At 59.4% G+C, this 19493-nt stretch carries 14 protein-coding genes and 1 tRNA gene; 1 reads left to right on the forward strand and 14 read right to left on the reverse strand.

Annotated elements, in window-relative coordinates; all coding sequences use genetic code 11:
- The 4 genes from tuf to rpsL all read right to left on the reverse strand — a co-directional run bounded on the left by tuf (position 1) and on the right by rpsL (position 4513).
- Positions 1 to 1191 carry an elongation factor Tu gene (gene tuf, locus AYR66_RS26745; protein ID WP_088710579.1) on the reverse strand — a complete coding sequence of 397 codons (1191 nt, stop codon included), beginning with the start codon at positions 1189 to 1191 and terminating at the stop codon, positions 1 to 3.
- A gap of 81 nt (positions 1192 to 1272) precedes the next feature.
- On the reverse strand, positions 1273 to 3375 hold the full coding sequence (gene fusA, locus AYR66_RS26750) for an elongation factor G (protein WP_088710580.1): 2103 nt from the start codon (positions 3373 to 3375) through the stop codon (positions 1273 to 1275).
- A gap of 124 nt (positions 3376 to 3499) precedes the next feature.
- Positions 3500 to 3970, reverse strand: coding sequence for a 30S ribosomal protein S7 (rpsG, locus tag AYR66_RS26755; RefSeq protein WP_088710581.1), 471 nt, complete (start codon positions 3968 to 3970; stop codon positions 3500 to 3502).
- A gap of 153 nt (positions 3971 to 4123) precedes the next feature.
- Positions 4124 to 4513, reverse strand: a complete 390-nt coding sequence (gene rpsL, locus AYR66_RS26760; protein ID WP_088710582.1) for a 30S ribosomal protein S12 — start codon at positions 4511 to 4513, stop codon at positions 4124 to 4126.
- A 302-nt stretch (positions 4514 to 4815) separates the two neighbouring features.
- Between rpsL and AYR66_RS26765 the strand changes: the two genes are divergently transcribed.
- A complete protein-coding gene (locus AYR66_RS26765; RefSeq protein ID WP_337367510.1) occupies positions 4816 to 6702 on the forward strand; it encodes a phosphoethanolamine transferase in 1887 nt (628 codons plus the stop codon).
- Between the two features lie 68 nt (positions 6703 to 6770).
- Here the strand turns inward: AYR66_RS26765 and rpoC are convergent, their stop codons facing one another.
- The 10 genes from rpoC to AYR66_RS26815 form a co-directional block, all read right to left on the reverse strand.
- Positions 6771 to 11006, reverse strand: coding sequence for a DNA-directed RNA polymerase subunit beta' (rpoC, locus tag AYR66_RS26770; RefSeq protein ID WP_088710584.1), 4236 nt, complete (start codon positions 11004 to 11006; stop codon positions 6771 to 6773).
- Between the two features lie 211 nt (positions 11007 to 11217).
- Positions 11218 to 15324, reverse strand: coding sequence for a DNA-directed RNA polymerase subunit beta (gene rpoB / locus AYR66_RS26775; protein WP_088710585.1), 4107 nt, complete (start codon positions 15322 to 15324; stop codon positions 11218 to 11220).
- 269 nt (positions 15325 to 15593) lie between these two features.
- On the reverse strand, positions 15594 to 15971 hold the full coding sequence (rplL, locus tag AYR66_RS26780; protein ID WP_088710586.1) for a 50S ribosomal protein L7/L12: 378 nt from the start codon (positions 15969 to 15971) through the stop codon (positions 15594 to 15596).
- Between the two features lie 70 nt (positions 15972 to 16041).
- Positions 16042 to 16539 carry a 50S ribosomal protein L10 gene (rplJ, locus tag AYR66_RS26785; protein ID WP_088710587.1) on the reverse strand — a complete coding sequence of 166 codons (498 nt, stop codon included), beginning with the start codon at positions 16537 to 16539 and terminating at the stop codon, positions 16042 to 16044.
- Between the two features lie 291 nt (positions 16540 to 16830).
- Entirely contained in the window at positions 16831 to 17526 is a 696-nt protein-coding gene (gene rplA / locus AYR66_RS26790; RefSeq protein WP_088710588.1) for a 50S ribosomal protein L1, read from the reverse strand.
- A gap of 2 nt (positions 17527 to 17528) precedes the next feature.
- Positions 17529 to 17960: a 50S ribosomal protein L11 gene (gene rplK / locus AYR66_RS26795; RefSeq protein WP_040039168.1), complete on the reverse strand. Its 432-nt coding sequence runs from the start codon at positions 17958 to 17960 to the stop codon at positions 17529 to 17531.
- Positions 17961 to 18117: 157 nt separating this feature from the next.
- A complete protein-coding gene (nusG, locus tag AYR66_RS26800; RefSeq protein ID WP_088710589.1) occupies positions 18118 to 18711 on the reverse strand; it encodes a transcription termination/antitermination protein NusG in 594 nt (197 codons plus the stop codon).
- Entirely contained in the window at positions 18711 to 19094 is a 384-nt protein-coding gene (gene secE / locus AYR66_RS26805) for a preprotein translocase subunit SecE (protein WP_088710590.1), read from the reverse strand. Before secE ends, nusG begins: the two co-directional genes overlap by 1 nt.
- Before the next feature lie 35 nt (positions 19095 to 19129).
- Positions 19130 to 19205 (reverse strand) — tRNA-Trp (locus AYR66_RS26810).
- 78 nt (positions 19206 to 19283) lie between these two features.
- The coding region (locus tag AYR66_RS26815) for an EF-Tu C-terminal domain-related protein (RefSeq protein WP_141104343.1) at positions 19284 to 19493 on the reverse strand (210 nt) is incomplete at its 5' end.

Here is a 19493-nt window from a genome sequence, read left to right on the forward strand (position 1 = left end):
TTACTCGATGATCTTGGCAACAACGCCGGCGCCGACGGTACGGCCGCCTTCGCGGATTGCGAAGCGCAGACCTTCTTCCATCGCGATCGGGGAGATCAGCTTGACGGTGATCGAAACGTTATCACCCGGCATCACCATTTCCTTGCCGGCCGGCAGCTCGATCGCGCCGGTCACGTCCGTCGTACGGAAGTAGAACTGCGGACGGTAGTTGTTGAAGAACGGGGTGTGACGGCCGCCCTCATCCTTCGACAGGACGTAGATCTCGCCCGTGAAGTGGCTGTGCGGCTTGATCGAACCCGGCTTGGCCAGCACCTGGCCACGCTCGACGTCTTCACGCTTGGTACCACGCAGCAGCACGCCAACGTTGTCGCCTGCCTGACCCTGGTCCAGCAGCTTGCGGAACATTTCCACGCCGGTGCAGGTGGTCTTCTGGGTGTCGCGGATACCGACGATTTCGATTTCTTCGCCAACCTTGACGATGCCGCGCTCGACACGACCGGTCACCACGGTGCCGCGGCCGGAGATCGAGAACACGTCTTCCACCGGCATCAGGAAGGTACCGTCAACAGCACGCTCCGGGGTCGGGATGTAGGAGTCCAGCGCATCAGCCAGCTTCATGATCGCTGCTTCGCCCAGGTCGCCCTTGTCGCCTTCCAGCGCCAGCTTGGCCGAACCACGGATGATCGGCAGGTCGTCGCCGGGGAATTCGTACTTGGACAGGAGTTCGCGCACTTCCATTTCGACCAGCTCGAGCAGCTCGGCGTCGTCGACCATGTCGCACTTGTTCAGGAACACGATGATGTACGGCACACCAACCTGACGGGCCAGCAGGATGTGTTCGCGGGTCTGCGGCATCGGGCCGTCAGCGGCGGAGCACACCAGGATCGCGCCGTCCATCTGCGCCGCACCGGTAATCATGTTCTTGACGTAGTCGGCGTGGCCGGGGCAGTCAACGTGTGCGTAGTGGCGGTTCGCGGTTTCGTATTCGATGTGCGCGGTGTTGATGGTAATGCCGCGTGCCTTTTCTTCCGGCGCCGCGTCGATTTCATCGTACTTCTTCGCTTCGCCGCCGAACTTCGACGACAGAACCGTGGCGATTGCCGCGGTCAGGGTGGTCTTGCCGTGGTCAACGTGACCGATCGTGCCCACATTCACGTGCGGCTTGGTCCGCTCAAACTTGCCTTTTGCCATTTTCTTTATCCTTCAAAAGAACGATTTATTAAATTATCTGGATTGCGGTCTCCGGCGCTGGCCGGAGACCGTACTGCGGTATTACTTGGCCTTGGCGTTGATGACGGCGTCAGCAACGTTCTTCGGCGCTTCGGAGTAGTGCTTGAATTCCATCGTGTACGTCGCACGACCCTGGGTCAGCGAACGCAGCGTGGTGGAATAGCCGAACATTTCCGACAGCGGGACTTCGGCGCGAATGATCTTGCCGCCGCCCGGGATGTCGTCCATGCCTTGGATCATGCCGCGACGGGAGGACAGGTCACCCATCACGTCGCCCATCTTCTCTTCCGGCGTCTCGACTTCCACGGCCATCATCGGCTCGAGCAGAACCGGGTTGGCCTTGCGGCAGCCATCCTTGAACGCCATCGAACCAGCCATGCGGAACGCGTTTTCGTTCGAGTCCACGTCGTGGTAGGAACCGAAGATCAGCGTAACCTTGACGTCAACGACCGGATAGCCGGCCATCACGCCCGTCGGCAGCGTGTCGATAATGCCCTTCTCGACTGCCGGGATGTATTCGCGAGGAACGACACCGCCCTTGATGGCGTCGACGAACTCAAAGCCCTTGCCCGGCTCTTGCGGCTCGATCTTCAGAACGACGTGACCGTACTGACCGCGGCCACCCGACTGCTTGACGAACTTGCCTTCGATTTCTTCGCAGGTCTTGCGGATGGTTTCGCGGTAGGCAACCTGCGGCTTGCCGACGGTTGCTTCAACGTTGAACTCGCGCTTCATGCGGTCGACGAGAATTTCCAGGTGCAGTTCGCCCATGCCGGAAATAATGGTCTGGCCGGACTCTTCGTCGGTCTTAACACGGAACGACGGATCTTCCTGCGACAGGCGATTGAGCGCAATACCCATCTTTTCCTGGTCAGCCTTGGTCTTCGGTTCGACAGCCTGCGAAATCACCGGCTCCGGGAACACCATGCGCTCGAGCGTGATCACGGATTCTGGATCGCACAGGGTTTCGCCGGTGGTCGCTTCCTTCAGGCCCACTGCAGCAGCGATGTCGCCTGCGCGGACTTCCTTGATTTCTTCGCGCTGGTTGGCGTGCATCTGCAGCAGACGGCCGATACGTTCCTTCTTGCCCTTGACCGGGTTGAAGACGGTGTCGCCGGAGTTCACGACGCCGGAGTACACGCGGAAGAAGATCAGCTGGCCGACGAACGGGTCGGTCATGATCTTGAACGCGAGTGCTGCGAACTTCTCGTTGTCGTCCGCCTTGCGCTCTGCCGGCTCGTCGTTCTCGTCCGTACCCTTGACCGGCGGGATGTCCGTCGGCGCCGGCAGGTATTCGATCACGGCGTCGAGCATGGCCTGCACGCCCTTGTTCTTGAACGCGGTGCCGCACATCATCGGGACGATTTCGCCGGCGATGGTACGCTGGCGGATTGCCTTCTTGATTTCGGCTTCGGTCAGGTCGCCTTCTTCGAGGTACTTGTTCATCAGTTCCTCGGTGGCTTCGGCAGCAGCCTCAACCATCTTTTCGCGCCATTCGTTCGCGGCATCCTTGAGGTTGTCCGGAATGTCGCGATAGTCGAACTTCATGCCCTGGGAAGCGTCGTCCCAGTAGATTGCCTTCATCTTGACGAGGTCGATCACGCCTTCGAAGTTTTCTTCTGCACCGATAGGCACTTGGATGGGCACCGGGTTTGCCTTCAGGCGGGTGCGCATCTGGTCATAGACCTTGAAGAAGTTCGCGCCGGTACGGTCCATCTTGTTGACGAATGCCAGGCGCGGCACGCCGTACTTGTTGGCTTGACGCCACACGGTTTCGGATTGCGGCTGCACGCCACCCACTGCGCAGTACACCATGCATGCGCCGTCCAGGACGCGCATGGAACGCTCCACCTCGATGGTGAAGTCGACGTGGCCCGGGGTGTCGATGATGTTGATGCGGTGCTCGGGGAAGTTGTTTGCCATGCCCTTCCAGAAGCAGGTCGTCGCAGCGGAAGTAATGGTGATGCCGCGCTCTTGTTCCTGCTCCATCCAGTCCATGGTCGCAGCGCCGTCATGCACTTCGCCGATCTTGTGGTTAACACCGGTGTAGTACAGGATACGCTCGGTAGTGGTGGTCTTACCGGCATCGATGTGAGCGGAAATACCGATATTACGGTAGCGCTCGATGGGGGTCTTGCGAGCCATATTCAATCCTAAGTCTTTTAATGGTCGAAAACCGGGCGCCGCTTTTTTTCAAAGATGCACCCGGTTTTAACCGTTTTACATTTCAGAGCCTTCAACGATGCGAAGGCCACTATTCAAACAACTGTTAGAAACGGAAGTGGGAGAATGCCTTGTTGGCTTCTGCCATGCGGTGCACTTCGTCACGCTTCTTCATTGCACCGCCGCGGCCTTCCGCGGCTTCCATCAGTTCACCACCCAGACGCTGCGGCATGGACTTTTCGCTGCGCTTGTTGGCAGCTTCGCGCAGCCAGCGCATGGATAGCGCCATGCGACGGACCGGACGCACTTCGACCGGCACCTGGTAGTTGGCACCGCCGACGCGACGGGACTTCACTTCGACCATCGGCTTGCAGTTGTTGATTGCAGCAGTGAACACTTCCAGCGGATCCTTGCCGGACTTGGTCTTGATGTGGTCAAACGCACCGTAGATGATGTTTTCGGCGACCGATTTTTTACCGGACAGCATCAGGACGTTGACGAACTTCGCGACTTCAACATTGCCGAACTTCGGATCCGGCAGAATTTCCCGCTTGGGGACTTCACGACGACGTGGCATTTCGATTCCTTTCACTCTTCAGTTGAGCGCCGGCACAGAGTGATTTGCCGCTCGCTCGCGGATGACCATCATGACCACCCACTTACTCGACCCCTAATTTTTATCCTGGGCCGACTCACAATCCGCGCGGTGAAGCACCTGCGGAAAACCTGATTACTTCTTGGCTGCGCCAGCCTTTGCACGCTTCGCGCCGTACTTCGAACGCGCTTGCTTACGATCCTTGACGCCCTGGGTATCCAGTGCACCGCGAACCATGTGGTAACGCACACCCGGCAAGTCCTTCACACGGCCGCCGCGAATGAGCACGACGCTGTGTTCTTGCAGGTTGTGGCCTTCACCACCGATGTACGAAATGACTTCGAAACCGTTGGTCAGGCGCACCTTGGCAACCTTACGGAGCGCCGAGTTCGGCTTCTTCGGGGTCGTGGTGTACACGCGGGTGCAAACACCGCGCTTTTGCGGGCTGTTTTCCAGCGCCGGCGATTTGCTCTTGGCGTGTGCGGAAACACGCGGCTGGCGAATCAGTTGATTGATGGTTGGCATCGGTCTTTAATCCAACAAAATAACTGCGTTAACAAAAATACAGCCCCGAAATCGATTGTCCGGGACCAGGAGGGAAAATCTGCGCGCTGAACAGGTGTTACGGCGCTTCGATTCGGGCAAGGGATAAGCGTTGCTGAAGGTGGGAAATACAGACCAAAGAACGCTTAGGCCTAGGAAAGCCTAAAATCGAGAACTCGCGAGTATATCCCTGTTGATTCGGGCAGTCAACGGGTAATGCAGGAGCAGATTCAAGCGTATTGGGGGATTCCACTTGCTTACTGCCGTTCGAGCCGAGTCATGAAGTGGGCGCTTACAATGTGGCCGATATATGTTTTCAATGGCGACGGCAGATTTCTCAGCATAAACTCTTGTTGATGCGGAGACCCCCTCCCCGCTCTTTCGTTTCCGGTAAGCCCATGCGTGCGCTGTTGCGTCCTCCCGCCCTGTTTGTCGTCCTCACCTATCTTTTACTGTCGGCGGTGCCTTTTTTACCCTTGCTGTTTGGCCGGCCCGTAGAGACGGCAGGACAAGTCCTTGCCATTGAATTCGTTGCCTGGCTGGCAATTTGGGCCGCGTTCGCCCGTCCGGCATGGTTCCACTGGCTCCTGTTACCGGCCTTCGTGCTTGTGCCGGTCGAGCTGTACCTGCAAGCCTACTTCAACCAAGGCATCTCGGCACATCACCTTGGGATCATCGCAGAAACCAGCCCGAAGGAGTCGATGGAATTCCTGGGCTACAAGGTGTGGCTGCTGGCAGGCGCGCTGCTTGCCTCCCTTTTCTGGTGGGCATGGAGTTGGCGGGCGGCATGTCGTGCGCCGGAATTGAACTGGGGCGACGACTCGCGCTGGATCACGATCGCCCTTCTGTCCTGCGCTCTCGGCACGTGGATGTATGAAGACCGGTTCGGGCTGGAGAAAGCCAAGGCATCTGCCCCGACCGCACGCAAATCCTCTGCCCTTCCGCCCTTGCCCGCCTGGGCAGAAGTACCATTCGATGCAAAGGCATTTGCACGGTCCTGGCCTTTCGGGCTGTCCGTTCGTGGTCAGGAGTTCTGGAAGGAGCGACGCTATCTGGCGGAGTTGGCGCAACGCAGCGGGGCGTTTTCGTTCGGTGCGCAGCAAGCACAAGCGATCGAGCTGCCGCAAACCGTTGTCATGGTGATCGGTGAGTCGTCACGTTACGACCGCTGGAGCCTGAACGGGTACAAGCGCGAGACGAATCCGCTGCTGAAGAAGGAAGCCAATCTGGTCAGCCTGTCCAACGTCGTCACTGCGGTTTCGGCCACGCGGCTGTCAGTACCGGTGCTCGTTTCACGCAAGCCGGCGCGCATGAGCCTGCAGGCGGGTTTTGCCGAGAAATCCTTCCTGACAGCGTTCAAGGAAGCGGGTTTCAAGACCTGGTGGCTATCCAACCAGATGACCTTTGGGCAGTTCGATACGCCGGTGTCTGTGTTTGCGCAGGAAGCGGATGTCACGCAGTTCCTCAACCTGGGGGGCTTTTCGACGCACGCCAGCTTCGACGATATCCTTCTGGCTCCGCTGCAGGCTGCGATGGCTGATGCATCGCCCAAAAAGCTGATTGTGCTGCACACGCTTGGCAACCACTGGAACTACAGCCATCGCCATCCGAAAGACTTCGACAAGTGGCAGCCGTCGCTGTTCGGCGTGGCCAGTCCTGACTACAACAATCGCGCGATCAAGGAACCGCTGAACAACAGCTATGACAATTCGATCCTGTATACGGACTGGTTCCTTTCGGAAGTCATCGCAAGGCTCAAGTCGTCATCGCACATGGCGCTGATGATGTATGTGTCGGACCACGGGCAGACGCTTTACGACGGCAATTGCGGGTATGCCTTCCATGGACACAACACGCAGTTCGAATTCCACGTGCCAGCGCTGGTGTGGTACTCGGACCTCTACCGTGCTACGCATCCAGCAAAGGTCAATCAGCTGATTCGCAACAAGCGGGCAAAACTGGCGACGGAGAATGTGTTCCACAGTCTGGTCGACATGGCCGATATCCGCTACGACGGCGAACAGCTGGAACGCAGCTTCGTCAGCAGGGAATTCAAACAGCACAAGCGCTACGTCGACAGCTATGGCTGGACGGACTACGACAATGCCACATTCAAGGGCGATTGCCGCGAGGTGATTGACCGAGGGACGCCGCTAAAGCAGGACAAGTAGGCATCACACAAACAAAAACGGCGCCAGGGTTGCCCCTGGCGCCGTTTCTTTTATCGATCGAAAATCGATCAGCCTTCTTCGCCTTCCGGAGTGCCATTGCCATCGGCCGTGACTTCCTCGGTCGATGCACGTGCCTGCTCCTCGGCGTGCAGCAGCGCGGTGCGCTCTTCGGCTTCCCAGGTTTCCTTTTCCTTGCGGGCACGGTGGTAAGCCAGGCCGGTACCAGCCGGGATCAGGCGGCCGACGATGACGTTTTCCTTCAGGCCGCGCAGGCCATCCTTCTTGCCCATGATCGCAGCTTCGGTAAGCACGCGGGTGGTTTCCTGGAACGACGCGGCGGAGATGAACGAATCCGTCGACAGCGATGCCTTGGTAATACCGAGCAGCACGTTCTCGTACGTCGCCGGACGCTTGTTCTCGGCAATGACGCGATCGTTTTCGTCCAGCAGTTCCGAACGCTCGACCTGCTCGCCAGGGATGTAGGACGTATCGCCTGCATCGACAACCTGCACGCGGCGCAGCATCTGGCGGACGATCACTTCAATGTGCTTGTCGTTGATCTTCACACCCTGCAAACGGTACACGTCCTGGACTTCGTCGACGATGTAACGTGCCAGCGCTTCGATACCCAAGAGGCGCAGGATGTCTTGGGGATCGGCCGGGCCGTCCACAATCATTTCGCCCTTGTTCACCACCTGGCCGTCGTGCACCAGCACTTGCTTGTCCTTGGTAATCAGGAACTCGTGCTTGTTGCCGTCCATGTCGGTGATTTCCAGGCGCTGCTTGCCCTTGGTCTCTTTGCCGAATGCCACCGTACCGGTGACTTCCGCCAGCATGCCTGCATCCTTCGGCGAACGTGCTTCGAACAGTTCGGCCACGCGCGGCAGACCGCCGGTAATGTCACGGGTCTTCTGCGATTCGGTCGGGATACGTGCAAGCACTTCACCGACGGAAACCAACTGGCCGTCCTTCACGGTGATCAGCGCGCCGACCTGGAATCCGATGGTCACGGCGTGTTCGGTGCCGGCGATCTTCACTTCCTCGCCCTTTTCGTTCAGCAGTTTCACCTGCGGACGAACCACCTTGCTGGAGGAGCCGCGACGCTTCGCATCGATAACCACCAGGGTGGACAGACCGGTCACTTCGTCGATCTGCTTCGCAACGGTCACGCCTTCTTCGACGTTCTCGAACTTCACGGTACCGGAGTACTCGGTGATGATCGGGCGGGTCAGCGGATCCCAGGTTGCCAGCGCGGTGCCGGCCTTGATGACGAGGCCATCCTTGACCAGCAGGGTCGCGCCGTACGGCACCTTGTGACGCTCGCGCTCACGGCCGTGGTCGTCGGTGATCAGCACTTCGCCGGAACGGGAAATGACGATCTGCTCGCCCTTGCCGTTGGTGACGTAGCGCATGGTCACGGTAAAGCGGACCGTGCCGTTCGACTTGGCTTCCACGGAAGAAGCGACCGCTGCACGCGATGCCGCACCACCGATGTGGAAGGTACGCATCGTAAGCTGGGTACCCGGTTCGCCGATCGACTGCGCAGCAACCACACCGACTGCTTCGCCGGAGTTAACCAGCATGCCGCGGCCGAGATCGCGGCCGTAGCACTTGGCGCACAGGCCGTAGCGGGTGTCGCAGGTCAGCGGCGTGCGGACCTTCACTTCGTCGATGCCGAGGCGTTCGATTTCTTCGACTGCATCTTCGTCCAGCAGGGTGCCCGCTTCGTACTGGGTTTCCTGGGTTTCCGGATTGACGACATCGGTTGCAGCCACACGGCCGAGGATACGGTCGCGCAGGGCTTCGATGACTTCACCGCCTTCGACCAGCGCCTTCATGGACGCACCGTTGGAGGTGCCGCAATCGTCTTCGATCACGACCAGATCCTGGGTCACGTCGACCAGACGGCGGGTCAGGTAACCGGAGTTCGCGGTCTTCAGCGCCGTATCGGCCAGACCCTTACGGGCACCGTGCGTCGAGATGAAGTACTGCAGAACGTTCAGGCCTTCGCGGAAGTTCGCGGTAATCGGTGTTTCGATAATGGAGCCGTCCGGCTTCGCCATCAGGCCGCGCATACCGGCCAGCTGGCGGATCTGGGCGGCGGAACCGCGCGCTCCGGAGTCGGCCATCATGTAAATCGCGTTGAACGATTCCTGGGTGCCCTTGGTGCCGTCGCGCTTGATGACGTCTTCAACCTTGAGCTGCTCCATCATCGCCTTGCCGACTTCGTCACCGGCCTTGCCCCAGATGTCCACCACCTTGTTGTAGCGTTCGCCCGCGGTGACCAGACCGGACGCATACTGCTGTTCGATCTGCTTCACTTCGTGCTCGGCCTGGGCAATGAGCGTGACCTTCTGCGGCGGTACGAGCATGTCGTCTACGCAAATGGAGATACCGGCGCGGGTCGCGAGGCGGAAGCCCGACTGCATCAGCTGGTCGGCAAACACCACGGTGGCGCGCAGACCGCACTTGCGGAAGGACGTGTTGATGAGCTTCGAGATTTCCTTCTTCTTCAGGGCGCGGTTCAGCACGGTGAACGGCAGGCCCTTCGGCAGGATTTCCGACAGGATGGCACGACCGACCGTGGTCTCGTAACGCTTGACCGTCTGCACGAATTCGCCGGTCGCCGGATCCTTCGGGAACTCGACGATACGAACGGTGATACGGGTCGTCAGTTCGACTTCCTTGTTGTCGTACGCACGGATGACTTCCGACACATCGCGGAACATCATGCCTTCGTTCTTGCCGTTGATCTTTTCACGCGTGGCGTAGTACAGACCCAGCACGATATCCTGCGACGGCACGATCGACGGTTCGCCGTTCGACGGGAACAGGATGTTGTTGGAGGCCAGCATCAGGGTGCGGGCTTCCATCTGTGCTTCGATCGACAGCGGAACGTGGACAGCCATCTGGTCGCCGTCGAAGTCAGCGTTGAACGCCGCGCAGACGAGCGGATGCAGCTGGATCGCCTTGCCTTCGATCAGGACCGGCTCGAACGCCTGGATACCAAGGCGGTGCAGCGTCGGTGCGCGGTTCAGCAGGACCGGATGTTCGCGGATGACTTCTTCCAGGATGTCCCACACCACCGGCTCTTGCACCTCGACCAGCTTCTTCGCGGCCTTGATGGTGGTTGCGAGACCCATCAGTTCCAGCTTGTTGAAGATGAAGGGCTTGAACAGTTCGAGCGCCATCAGCTTCGGCAGGCCGCACTGGTGCAGCTTGAGCTGCGGACCGACCACGATGACCGAACGGCCGGAGTAGTCGACGCGCTTGCCCAGCAGGTTCTGACGGAAGCGACCACCCTTGCCCTTGATCATTTCAGCAAGCGACTTCAGCGGACGCTTGTTGGCGCCGGTCATCGCCTTGCCGCGGCGGCCATTGTCGAGCAGTGAGTCGACGGCTTCCTGCAGCATGCGCTTTTCGTTGCGCGTGATGATTTCCGGAGCGCGCAGTTCCATCAGGCGCTTCAGGCGGTTGTTACGGTTGATGACGCGACGATACAGATCGTTCAGGTCGGAGGTGGCGAAACGGCCGCCGTCCAGCGGAACCAGCGGACGCAGTTCCGGCGGCAGCACCGGCAGCACTTCCATGATCATCCAGTCCGGCTTGATGCCGGAACGCTGGAAGGCCTCGAGCACCTTCAGGCGCTTGGCGTACTTCTTGATCTTGGCTTCGGACTTGGAATCCTTCAGCTCCTGGCGCAGCGTTTCCACTTCGCGGTCGATATCGATCGAACGGAGCAGTTCGCGGACGCCTTCCGCACCCATGAATGCGACGAAGTCATCGCCGTACTCTTCGTACTTGGCGGCGTAATCGTCTTCCGACATGATCTGGCACTTCTTCAGCGGGGTCATTCCGGGGTCGGTCACGACATATGCTTCGAAGTACAGCACGCGCTCGATATCGCGCAGCGTCATGTCGAGCACCATGCCCAGGCGCGACGGCAGCGACTTCAGGAACCAGATGTGTGCAGTCGGCGAGGCCAGTTCGATGTGGCCCATGCGCTCGCGACGCACCTTGGCCAGCGTGACTTCAACGCCGCACTTTTCGCAGATGACGCCGCGGTGCTTCAGGCGCTTGTACTTGCCGCACAGGCACTCGTAGTCCTTGATCGGGCCAAAGATCTTGGCGCAGAACAGGCCGTCACGCTCCGGCTTGAAGGTACGGTAGTTGATGGTTTCCGGCTTCTTGACTTCGCCGTAGGACCAGGAACGGATTTTCTCAGGCGATGCGAGGCCGATCTTGATCGCATCGAATTGTTCGCTTTGCTGTACTTGCTTGAATAGATCGAGCAGTGCTTTCATTTCTCTCACTCCAGTGTGGCGTGAATGACGCTTGGCAGCGCGGTGTGAACTTGGTGAATCGCTATTACCCTGTTCGCATCGCCGGGAGAGCCCTTCACCACGCCGTGATGAGAGTTCCGTCGATACCGGGAGCGGTCATCGCATTCCCACGTTGCCGAAATCTGTTTGCCCGCCGGCGCATACGTGATGCGGCCGGCGGGCCTTTCCTTCCTTAGTCCCTCTCGAGATCGATATCGATACCCAGCGAGCGGATTTCCTTCACGAGAACGTTGAAGGATTCCGGCATGCCGGCGTCGATAACGTGATCGCCCTTGACCAAGTTCTCGTACACCTTGGTACGACCGGTGACGTCGTCCGACTTGACGGTGAGCATTTCCTGCAGCACGTAGGACGCGCCATAGGCTTCCAGTGCCCAGACTTCCATTTCGCCGAAACGCTGGCCGCCGAACTGCGCCTTGCCGCCCAGCGGCTGCTGGGTAACGAGCGAGTACGGACCGGTGGAACGGGCGTGCATCTTGTCGTCGACCAGGTGGTGCAGCTTGAGCACGTGCATGTAGCCGACCGTGACGGTGCGCTCGAAGGCTTCGCCAGTGCGGCCGTCGTACATCGTGACCTGGTTCTTCGACGGCGTCATGCCGAGGTTCTTGGCGATGTCATCCGGATAGGCGAGGTCGAGCATGCGGCGGATTTCGTCTTCATGCGCGCCATCGAACACCGGCGTCGCGAACGGCACGCCATGCTTCAGGTTGTTCGCCAGTGCCAGGATCTCGTCATCGCTGAAGCTGTCGAGGTCTTCCGATTTGCCGGACTCGTTGTAGATCGTGGTCAGGAACTTGCGCAGTTCAGCTGCCTTCGCCTGCTGCTGCAGCATCTCGCCGATACGCAGGCCCAGGCCCTTGGAGGCCCAGCCCAGGTGCACTTCGAGAACCTGACCGACGTTCATACGGGACGGAACGCCCAGCGGATTCAGTACGATGTCGGCCGGGGTACCGTCCGCCATGTAGGGCATGTCTTCCACCGGAACGATACGCGAGACCACACCCTTGTTACCGTGGCGGCCCGCCATCTTGTCGCCAGGCTGCAGGCGACGCTTCACGGCGAGGTAGACCTTGACCATCTTCTGCACGCCCGGCGGCAGTTCATCGCCCTGGGTGAGCTTCTTGCGCTTCTCTTCGAAGGCGAGGTCGAACTGGTGACGCTTCTCGGCGATGGATTCCTTGATCGCTTCCAGCGCGGCTGCCATGTCGTCATCCGCCGGGCGGATGTCGAACCAGTGGTACTTGTCCAGGTCGTCCAAGTATTCCTTGGTGATCTGCGTACCCTTGGCGAGCTTCTTCGGGCCACCGTTGACGACCTTGCCGATCAACATCTTCTCGAGACGCTGGAAGGCATCGCCTTCCACGATACGCAGCTGGTCGTTCAGGTCGAGGCGATAGCGCTTCAGTTCGTCGTCGATGATCTGCTGTGCGCGCTTGTCGCGCGGGATGCCTTCGCGGGTGAACACCTGCACGTCGATGACGGTGCCGACCATGCCGGATGGCACGCGCAGCGAGGTGTCCTTCACGTCGGACGCCTTTTCGCCGAAGATCGCGCGCAGCAGCTTCTCTTCCGGCGTCAGCTGGGTTTCGCCCTTCGGCGTCACCTTACCGACCAGCACGTCGCCGGCTTCGACTTCCGCGCCGATGTACACGATGCCAGACTCGTCGAGGCGGGCAAGCTGGTTTTCAGCGAGGTTCGAGATGTCGCGGGTGATTTCTTCCGCGCCAAGCTTGGTGTCACGGGCAACGACGGACAGTTCTTCGATGTGGATCGAGGTGTAACGGTCGTCTGCAACCACACGCTCCGAGATCAGGATCGAGTCCTCGAAGTTGTAGCCGTTCCACGGCATGAACGCCACCAGCATGTTCTGGCCGAGCGCGAGTTCGCCGAGGTCGGTCGATGCGCCGTCGGCGATGACGTCACGCTTGGACACACGGTCGCCGACCTTCACGATCGGGCGCTGGTTGATGTTGGTGTTCTGGTTGGAACGGGTGTACTTGATCAGGTTGTAGATGTCCACACCGACTTCGCCCGCTGCCGCTTCATCATCGTTCACACGAATCACGATACGGCCGGCGTCAACGTAGTCAACGATACCGCCGCGCAACGCTTGCACAGTGGTGCCAGAGTCGACCGCAACGGTGCGCTCGACACCGGTACCGACAAATGCCTTCTCGGGACGCAAGCAGGGAACTGCCTGGCGTTGCATGTTGGCACCCATCAATGCGCGGTTCGCGTCATCGTGCTCGAGGAACGGGATCAGCGAGGCTGCGACCGACACGACCTGGCCCGGGGCCACGTCCATGTACTGGACGCGTTCCGGCGACACGAGGATGGTTTCGCCAGCCTGACGCGCGGACACCAGTTCATCGGACAGCTTGCCTTCCTTGTCGATGGTCGCGTTCGCCTGGGCGATCACATAGCGGCCTTCTTCGATCGCGGACAGGTAGTCGATCTGGTTGGTAACGCCGCTGTTGTCGACCTTGCGGTACGGTGTTTCGAGGAAGCCGTATTCGTTCAGTCGGGCATACAGCGCCAACGAATTGATCAGGCCGATGTTCGGACCTTCCGGCGTTTCAATCGGACACACGCGGCCGTAGTGGGTCGGGTGCACGTCGCGCACTTCGAAGCCTGCGCGTTCGCGGGTCAGACCGCCCGGGCCAAGTGCCGAAACGCGGCGCTTGTGGGTGATTTCCGACAGCGGATTGGTCTGGTCCATGAACTGCGACAGCTGCGACGATCCGAAGAACTCACGGATGGCAGCCGAGATCGGCTTGGAGTTGATCAGGTCGTGCGGCATCAGGTTGTCGGCTTCGGCCTGGCCCAGACGCTCCTTGACGGCGCGCTCGACGCGGACGAGGCCGGCACGGAACTGGTTCTCCGCCAGTTCGCCAACGCAGCGAACACGGCGATTGCCGAGGTGGTCGATATCGTCCACTTCGCCGCGGCCGTTGCGCAGTTCGACCAGGATCTTGATGACAGCGAGGATGTCCTCGTTCGACAGCGTCATCGTACCGGTCAGTTCATCGCGGCCAATGCGGCGGTTGAACTTCATGCGGCCGACCGCGGACAGGTCGTAACGCTCTTCGCTGTAGAACAGGCCGTTGAACAGTGCCTCGACGGACTCTTCGGTCGGCGGTTCGCCAGGACGCATCATGCGGTAGATCGCGACGCGCGCGGCCATCTGGTCGACGGTGTCGTCCATGCGCAGGGTTTGCGAGATGTACGCGCCCTGGTCCAGGTCGTTGGTATAAAGCGTCTGGATCCCGGACACGCCGGCGTCGCGCAGGCGGGCCAGGCTTTCTTCGGTCAGCTCGTCGTTGGCATTGGCGATGATTTCGCCGGTTTCGGCGTCGACGATGTTCTTCGCCAGCACGCGGCCCAGCAGGTAGTCTTCCGGCACGGAGATGTGCTTGATGCCGGCGCCTTCGATTTCACGGACGTGCTTGGCGTTGATGCGCTTGTCCTTGGCGACAATGACCTTGCCGGACTTGTCGGTGATATCGAAGCGAGCAACTTCACCGCGCAGGCGATCGGAAACGAACTCCATCTCGCCGCCTTCCGCACGGAGAGTGAAGTTGTCGAACACAAAGAAGTTCGCGAGGATCTGCTCCGGCGTCATGCCGATGGCCTTCAGCAGGATCGTGACCGGCATCTTGCGGCGACGGTCGACGCGGAAGAACAGGATGTCCTTCGGGTCGAATTCGAAGTCGAGCCAAGAGCCGCGGTAAGGAATGATACGCGCGGAGAACAGCAGCTTGCCGGACGAATGCGTCTTGCCGCGGTCGTGCTCGAAGAACACGCCCGGCGAACGGTGCAGCTGCGACACGATCACGCGCTCGGTGCCGTTGATGACGAACGAACCATTTGCCGTCATGAGCGGCAGTTCGCCCATGTACACTTCCTGTTCCTTCATTTCCTTCACGACGGGCTTGGTCGGCGATTCCTTGTCCAGGATGACCAGGCGCACCTTCGCACGCAGCGGCGAAGCGAAGGTCAGGCCACGCTGTTGGCACTCTTTTACGTCAAAGGGCGGATCACCCAACACATACGACAGAAACTCTAGCCGTGCGAAACCGTTGTGGGATACGATGGGGAAAATCGAGGTGAAGGCGGATTGCAAGCCTTCGTTCTTGCGTGCGGACGCTGCTTTATCGGCCTGCAGGAAGCTCAAGTAGGACTCGAGCTGGGTCGCCAGCAGGAACGGAACGTTGTGGACGTTAGCGCGCTTCGCGAAGGACTTGCGAATACGCTTCTTCTCAGTAAATGAGTAGTGCATGGACACTCCGTGAGTGACAGGAAGGATGGAGAATTCAGGACTCGCCGGCGACATTCACGCCACCTCTTGCAATCTGCGAAACCTCAAGTCTCGGCCCTTCGGACCTCTCTAGACTACTTTCAGCCTTTTTAGCCGCTCCCGCATACCCGCGTGGGCGAAAAGGCTAAACAAAATTACAAAACGACAAAGGAGCCAAAGCCGAACCCGTCCTTTCGGAAAGGTTCTGAGCTTTGACTCCGGCGATACAGACTCGCCCTGGCAAGCCGAAATTACTTGAGTTCGGCCTTGGCGCCAGCTTCTTCCAGCTTCTTCTTGGCAGCTTCTGCATCTGCCTTGGCGATGCCTTCCTTGACCGGCTTCGGTGCACCGTCGACCAGGTCCTTGGCTTCCTTCAGGCCCAGGCCGGTGATTTCGCGGACTGCCTTGATGACGCCAACCTTGTTCGCGCCGACTTCGGCCAGAACAACGGTGAACTCGGTCTTTTCTTCAGCAGCCGGAGCAGCAGCGCCGCCGCCAGCCGGGCCAGCGACTGCCATTGCAGCAGCGGAAACACCAAACTTCTCTTCGAACGCCTTGACCAGGTCATTCAGTTCCATCACGGACATCTGACCTACTGCTTCAAGGATATCGTCTTTGCTAATTGCCATTTGAAACTCCTAAATTTTGATTCGGTAATTACATCTGATCGGTATTGACGCGGAATGCAAAGCACGCGGATTACGCTGCTTCGGATTCCTTCTTGGCTGCAAGTGCAGCCAGTGCGCGGGCAAAGCCGGAAACCGGAGCCTGCATCACACCCAGCAACTGGGCGATGAGGACTTCACGGCTCGGGATGCTTGCCAATGCAGTCACGCCCGCTTTATCGAGCGATTTTCCTGCATAGTTACCTGCCTTGATAACCAGTTTGTCGTTGGTCTTTGCAAAGTCGTGAACGACTTTAGCGGCGGCAACGGCGTCCTCGGAGATCGAGTAGATCAACGGACCGGTCATTTCGGAGGCAAGGCCAGCAAACGGCGTGCCTTCGACGGCGCGACGTGCGAGCGTGTTTTTCAACACGCGCATGTACACACCCTGGGCACGCGCTTTGGCGCGCAGTTGCGTCAAGGAACCAACCTGGATGCCACGGTATTCGGCCACGACGATAGTCTGCGCAGTTGCAACCTTTGCGGAGACTTCGGCGACGACGGCCTTCTTGTCATTCAGATTGAGACTCAAGATCAACCTCCAAAAGTGATGTTCGGCAAATGCCTTACATCGTTTCGAACACGGCGTCCGAAGTTAGGAGTTCAGGCTAGCGGACTAGCTTTGAGACTGCAAAACTTTTCGGGTTCACCATCTGCGTTGGGTATCGGCGCTTGCGCTGCCGCTGTTTAACTTCGTACACAAAGCTGCATGCACTTGGCCCAACGGTCTTTGACAATCCGGCCCCGTTTCACACTTGCCGAAACGAGACCAGCCCAAAGATTCGCCTCGCGCGCTGTTGCAGCGCGAGGACTTGATTCTTGCTTAAGCAGCCAGGCTGGACTGGTCGACACGCAGGCCTGCGCCCATGGTCGACGAGAGTGCAACCTTGCGCAGGTACACACCCTTGCTGGTTGCCGGCTTGGCCTTGTTCAGCGCATCGATCAGGGCCAACAGGTTGGTCTTGAGATCGGCGTCGCTGAACGACTTGCGACCGATGGTCGCGTGAATGATGCCAGCCTTGTCGGTACGGTACTGAACCTGACCAGCCTTGGCGTTCTTGACTGCAGTCGCGACGTCCGGGGTCACGGTGCCGACCTTCGGGTTCGGCATCATGCCGCGGGGGCCGAGGATCTGACCGAGCGTACCAACGATACGCATGGTGTCCGGCGAAGCGATGACGATGTCGAACGGCATGTCGCCGGCCTTGATGCGCTCTGCCAGGTCTTCCATGCCGACGATGTCAGCACCAGCTGCCTTGGCAGCTTCAGCCTTGTCACCGGAAGCGAACACGGCGACGCGAACGGTCTTGCCGGTGCCTGCGGGCAGGACGACGGAGCCGCGGACAACCTGGTCCGACTTCTTCGCGTCAACGCCGAGTTGCACTGCGACGTCGATGGATTCATTGAACTTGGCGGTTGCGCATTCCTTGATCAGGGCCACGGCCTGGTCAAACGGATACTGCTTGGTGCGGTCAACTTTTGCCTTGATTGCTTGTGCGCGCTTGGACAGTTTTGCCATGATTACAGACCCTCCACCGTGATACCCATGGAACGAGCGGAACCGGCGATCGTGCGCACGGCTGCGTCCATGTCAGCTGCCGTAAGATCCGGCATCTTGGTCGTTGCGATTTCTTCCGCTTGCTTGCGGGTGATCTTGCCGACCTTGTCGGTATGCGGCTTGGCCGAACCCTTCTGGATACCAGCGGCTTTCTTGATCAGGATCGTTGCCGGCGGGGTCTTCATCACGAAGGTGAAGGACTTGTCCGCAAAAGCGGTGATCACGACCGGAATCGGCAGGCCCGGCTCGACGCCTTGCGTCTGCGCATTGAATGCCTTGCAGAATTCCATGATGTTCAGGCCGCGCTGACCCAGGGCCGGACCGATCGGGGGAGACGGGTTTGCTTTACCAGCCGGCACTTGCAGCTTGATAAAACCAATGATTTTCTTTGCCATGATGGCTCCTACGTTGATTGAGTGTTAGCGCCTGTTCGCCCGCTTTGCAGCTGGCTAATTGGGCTCCTCCATGCACTGCTTTCCTGGATTCCGCAGGCCTTCTGGCGTGCGACGCTCCAAGGGGCGTTTGCTGCGAATCGCTTAAAGAACGGCAGGCTTAAACTTTCTCGACCTGGCCAAATTCCAGCTCGACCGGCGTGGCGCGGCCGAAAATGGTGACGGAGACGCGTACGCGCGACTTCTCGTAATTGACTTCTTCAACATTACCGTTGAAGTCGGTGAAGGGACCATCCTTGATGCGGACCAGCTCGCCCACTTCGTACAGAACCTTGGGACGCGGCTTCTCCACACCCTCTTGCATCTGGTGCAGGATCTTGTCAACTTCGTGCGGCGGGATCGGGGTCGGCTTGTTGGACTTGCCGCCGATGAAGCCGGTAACCTTGCTGGTGTTCTTCACCAGGTGCCAGGTCTCGTCGGTCATTTCCATCTCGACCAGGACGTATCCCGGGAAGAAACGACGCTCGGTAACGGACTTCTGGCCATTTTTGACCTCGATGACCTCTTCGGTCGGCACCAGAATCTGGCCGAACTTGTCCTGCATACCGGCGCGCTCGATGCGCTCCATCAAAGCACGTTGCACGCTCTTCTCCATTCCGGAGTAGGCGTGCACCACATACCACCTCTTGTTGCCGGCCGAGGATTGAGCTGCGACCGGAGCGCCTGCTGCGCTGTCTTGCGTGTTCTCGCTCATTACTTTTTCCAGCCCAGGATCAGGTCGTACAACACAAATTCGAGAATCTTGTCGGTGCCCCACAGGAAAATCGCCATGACGAGCACAAAGCCGAAGACGACAGCGGTAATTTGCATCGCCTCCTTGCGCGTCGGCCAGACAACTTTCTTGGCCTCACGGACGGATTCCTTGGCAAAGCCGAGGAAATCGCGACCCGGCTGCGACGTCCATGCAACGCCGACAGCAACCAGCAGGCCGGCGACGAGCGCAATGGCGCGCACGATGGTCGGCTTGCCGGACAAGAGGTAGAAACCGACGACACCCGCGACGACCGCACAAATAGCAAGAGCGACCTTTACCTTGTCGCTCGATGTGCTGACTGTTTCTACGGGTTGGTTAGACATACTTCTTTCTTTCGGTGCCCTGCACCTGTATTAGGTGGCAGGGGCAGAGGGAATCGAACCCCCAACCTTCGGTTTTGGAGACCGACGCTCTGCCAATTGAGCTATACCCCTACGCGAAAAACTTCGCTTGAATTGACAACGCTGCGACGCCGGGGAATTCACCCGGTGCCGCAGCGCAGCGATCAAGGTTTACTCGATGATCTTGGCAACAACGCCGGCGCCGACGGTACGGCCGCCTTCGCGGATTGCGAAGCGCAGACCTTCTTCCATCGCGATCGGGGAGATCAGCTTGACGGTGATCGAAACGTTATCACCCGGCATCACCATTTCCTTGCCGGCCGGCAGCTCGATCGCGCCGGTCACGTCCGTCGTACGGAAGTAGAACTGCGGACGGTAGTT

The organism is Noviherbaspirillum denitrificans (assembly GCF_002211445.1).
GTDB lineage: Bacteria > Pseudomonadota > Gammaproteobacteria > Burkholderiales > Burkholderiaceae_D > Noviherbaspirillum > Noviherbaspirillum denitrificans.

Excerpts from the sequence above, each read along its gene's own strand:
- rplL (WP_088710586.1), bottom strand. The coding sequence starts at position 15,971 with ATGGCAATTAGCAAAGACGATATCCTTGAAGCAGTAGGTCAGATGTCC.
- rpsG (WP_088710581.1), bottom strand. The coding sequence starts at position 3,970 with ATGCCACGTCGTCGTGAAGTCCCCAAGCGGGAAATTCTGCCGGATCCG.
- rpoC (WP_088710584.1), bottom strand. The coding sequence starts at position 11,006 with ATGAAAGCACTGCTCGATCTATTCAAGCAAGTACAGCAAAGCGAACAA.
- secE (WP_088710590.1), bottom strand. The coding sequence starts at position 19,094 with ATGTCTAACCAACCCGTAGAAACAGTCAGCACATCGAGCGACAAGGTA.
- rplA (WP_088710588.1), bottom strand. The coding sequence starts at position 17,526 with ATGGCAAAACTGTCCAAGCGCGCACAAGCAATCAAGGCAAAAGTTGAC.
- rplK (WP_040039168.1), bottom strand. The coding sequence starts at position 17,960 with ATGGCAAAGAAAATCATTGGTTTTATCAAGCTGCAAGTGCCGGCTGGT.
- rpoB (WP_088710585.1), bottom strand. The coding sequence starts at position 15,324 with ATGCACTACTCATTTACTGAGAAGAAGCGTATTCGCAAGTCCTTCGCG.
- tuf (WP_088710579.1), bottom strand. The coding sequence starts at position 1,191 with ATGGCAAAAGGCAAGTTTGAGCGGACCAAGCCGCACGTGAATGTGGGC.
- rpsL (WP_088710582.1), bottom strand. The coding sequence starts at position 4,513 with ATGCCAACCATCAATCAACTGATTCGCCAGCCGCGTGTTTCCGCACAC.
- fusA (WP_088710580.1), bottom strand. The coding sequence starts at position 3,375 with ATGGCTCGCAAGACCCCCATCGAGCGCTACCGTAATATCGGTATTTCC.
- nusG (WP_088710589.1), bottom strand. The coding sequence starts at position 18,711 with ATGAGCGAGAACACGCAAGACAGCGCAGCAGGCGCTCCGGTCGCAGCT.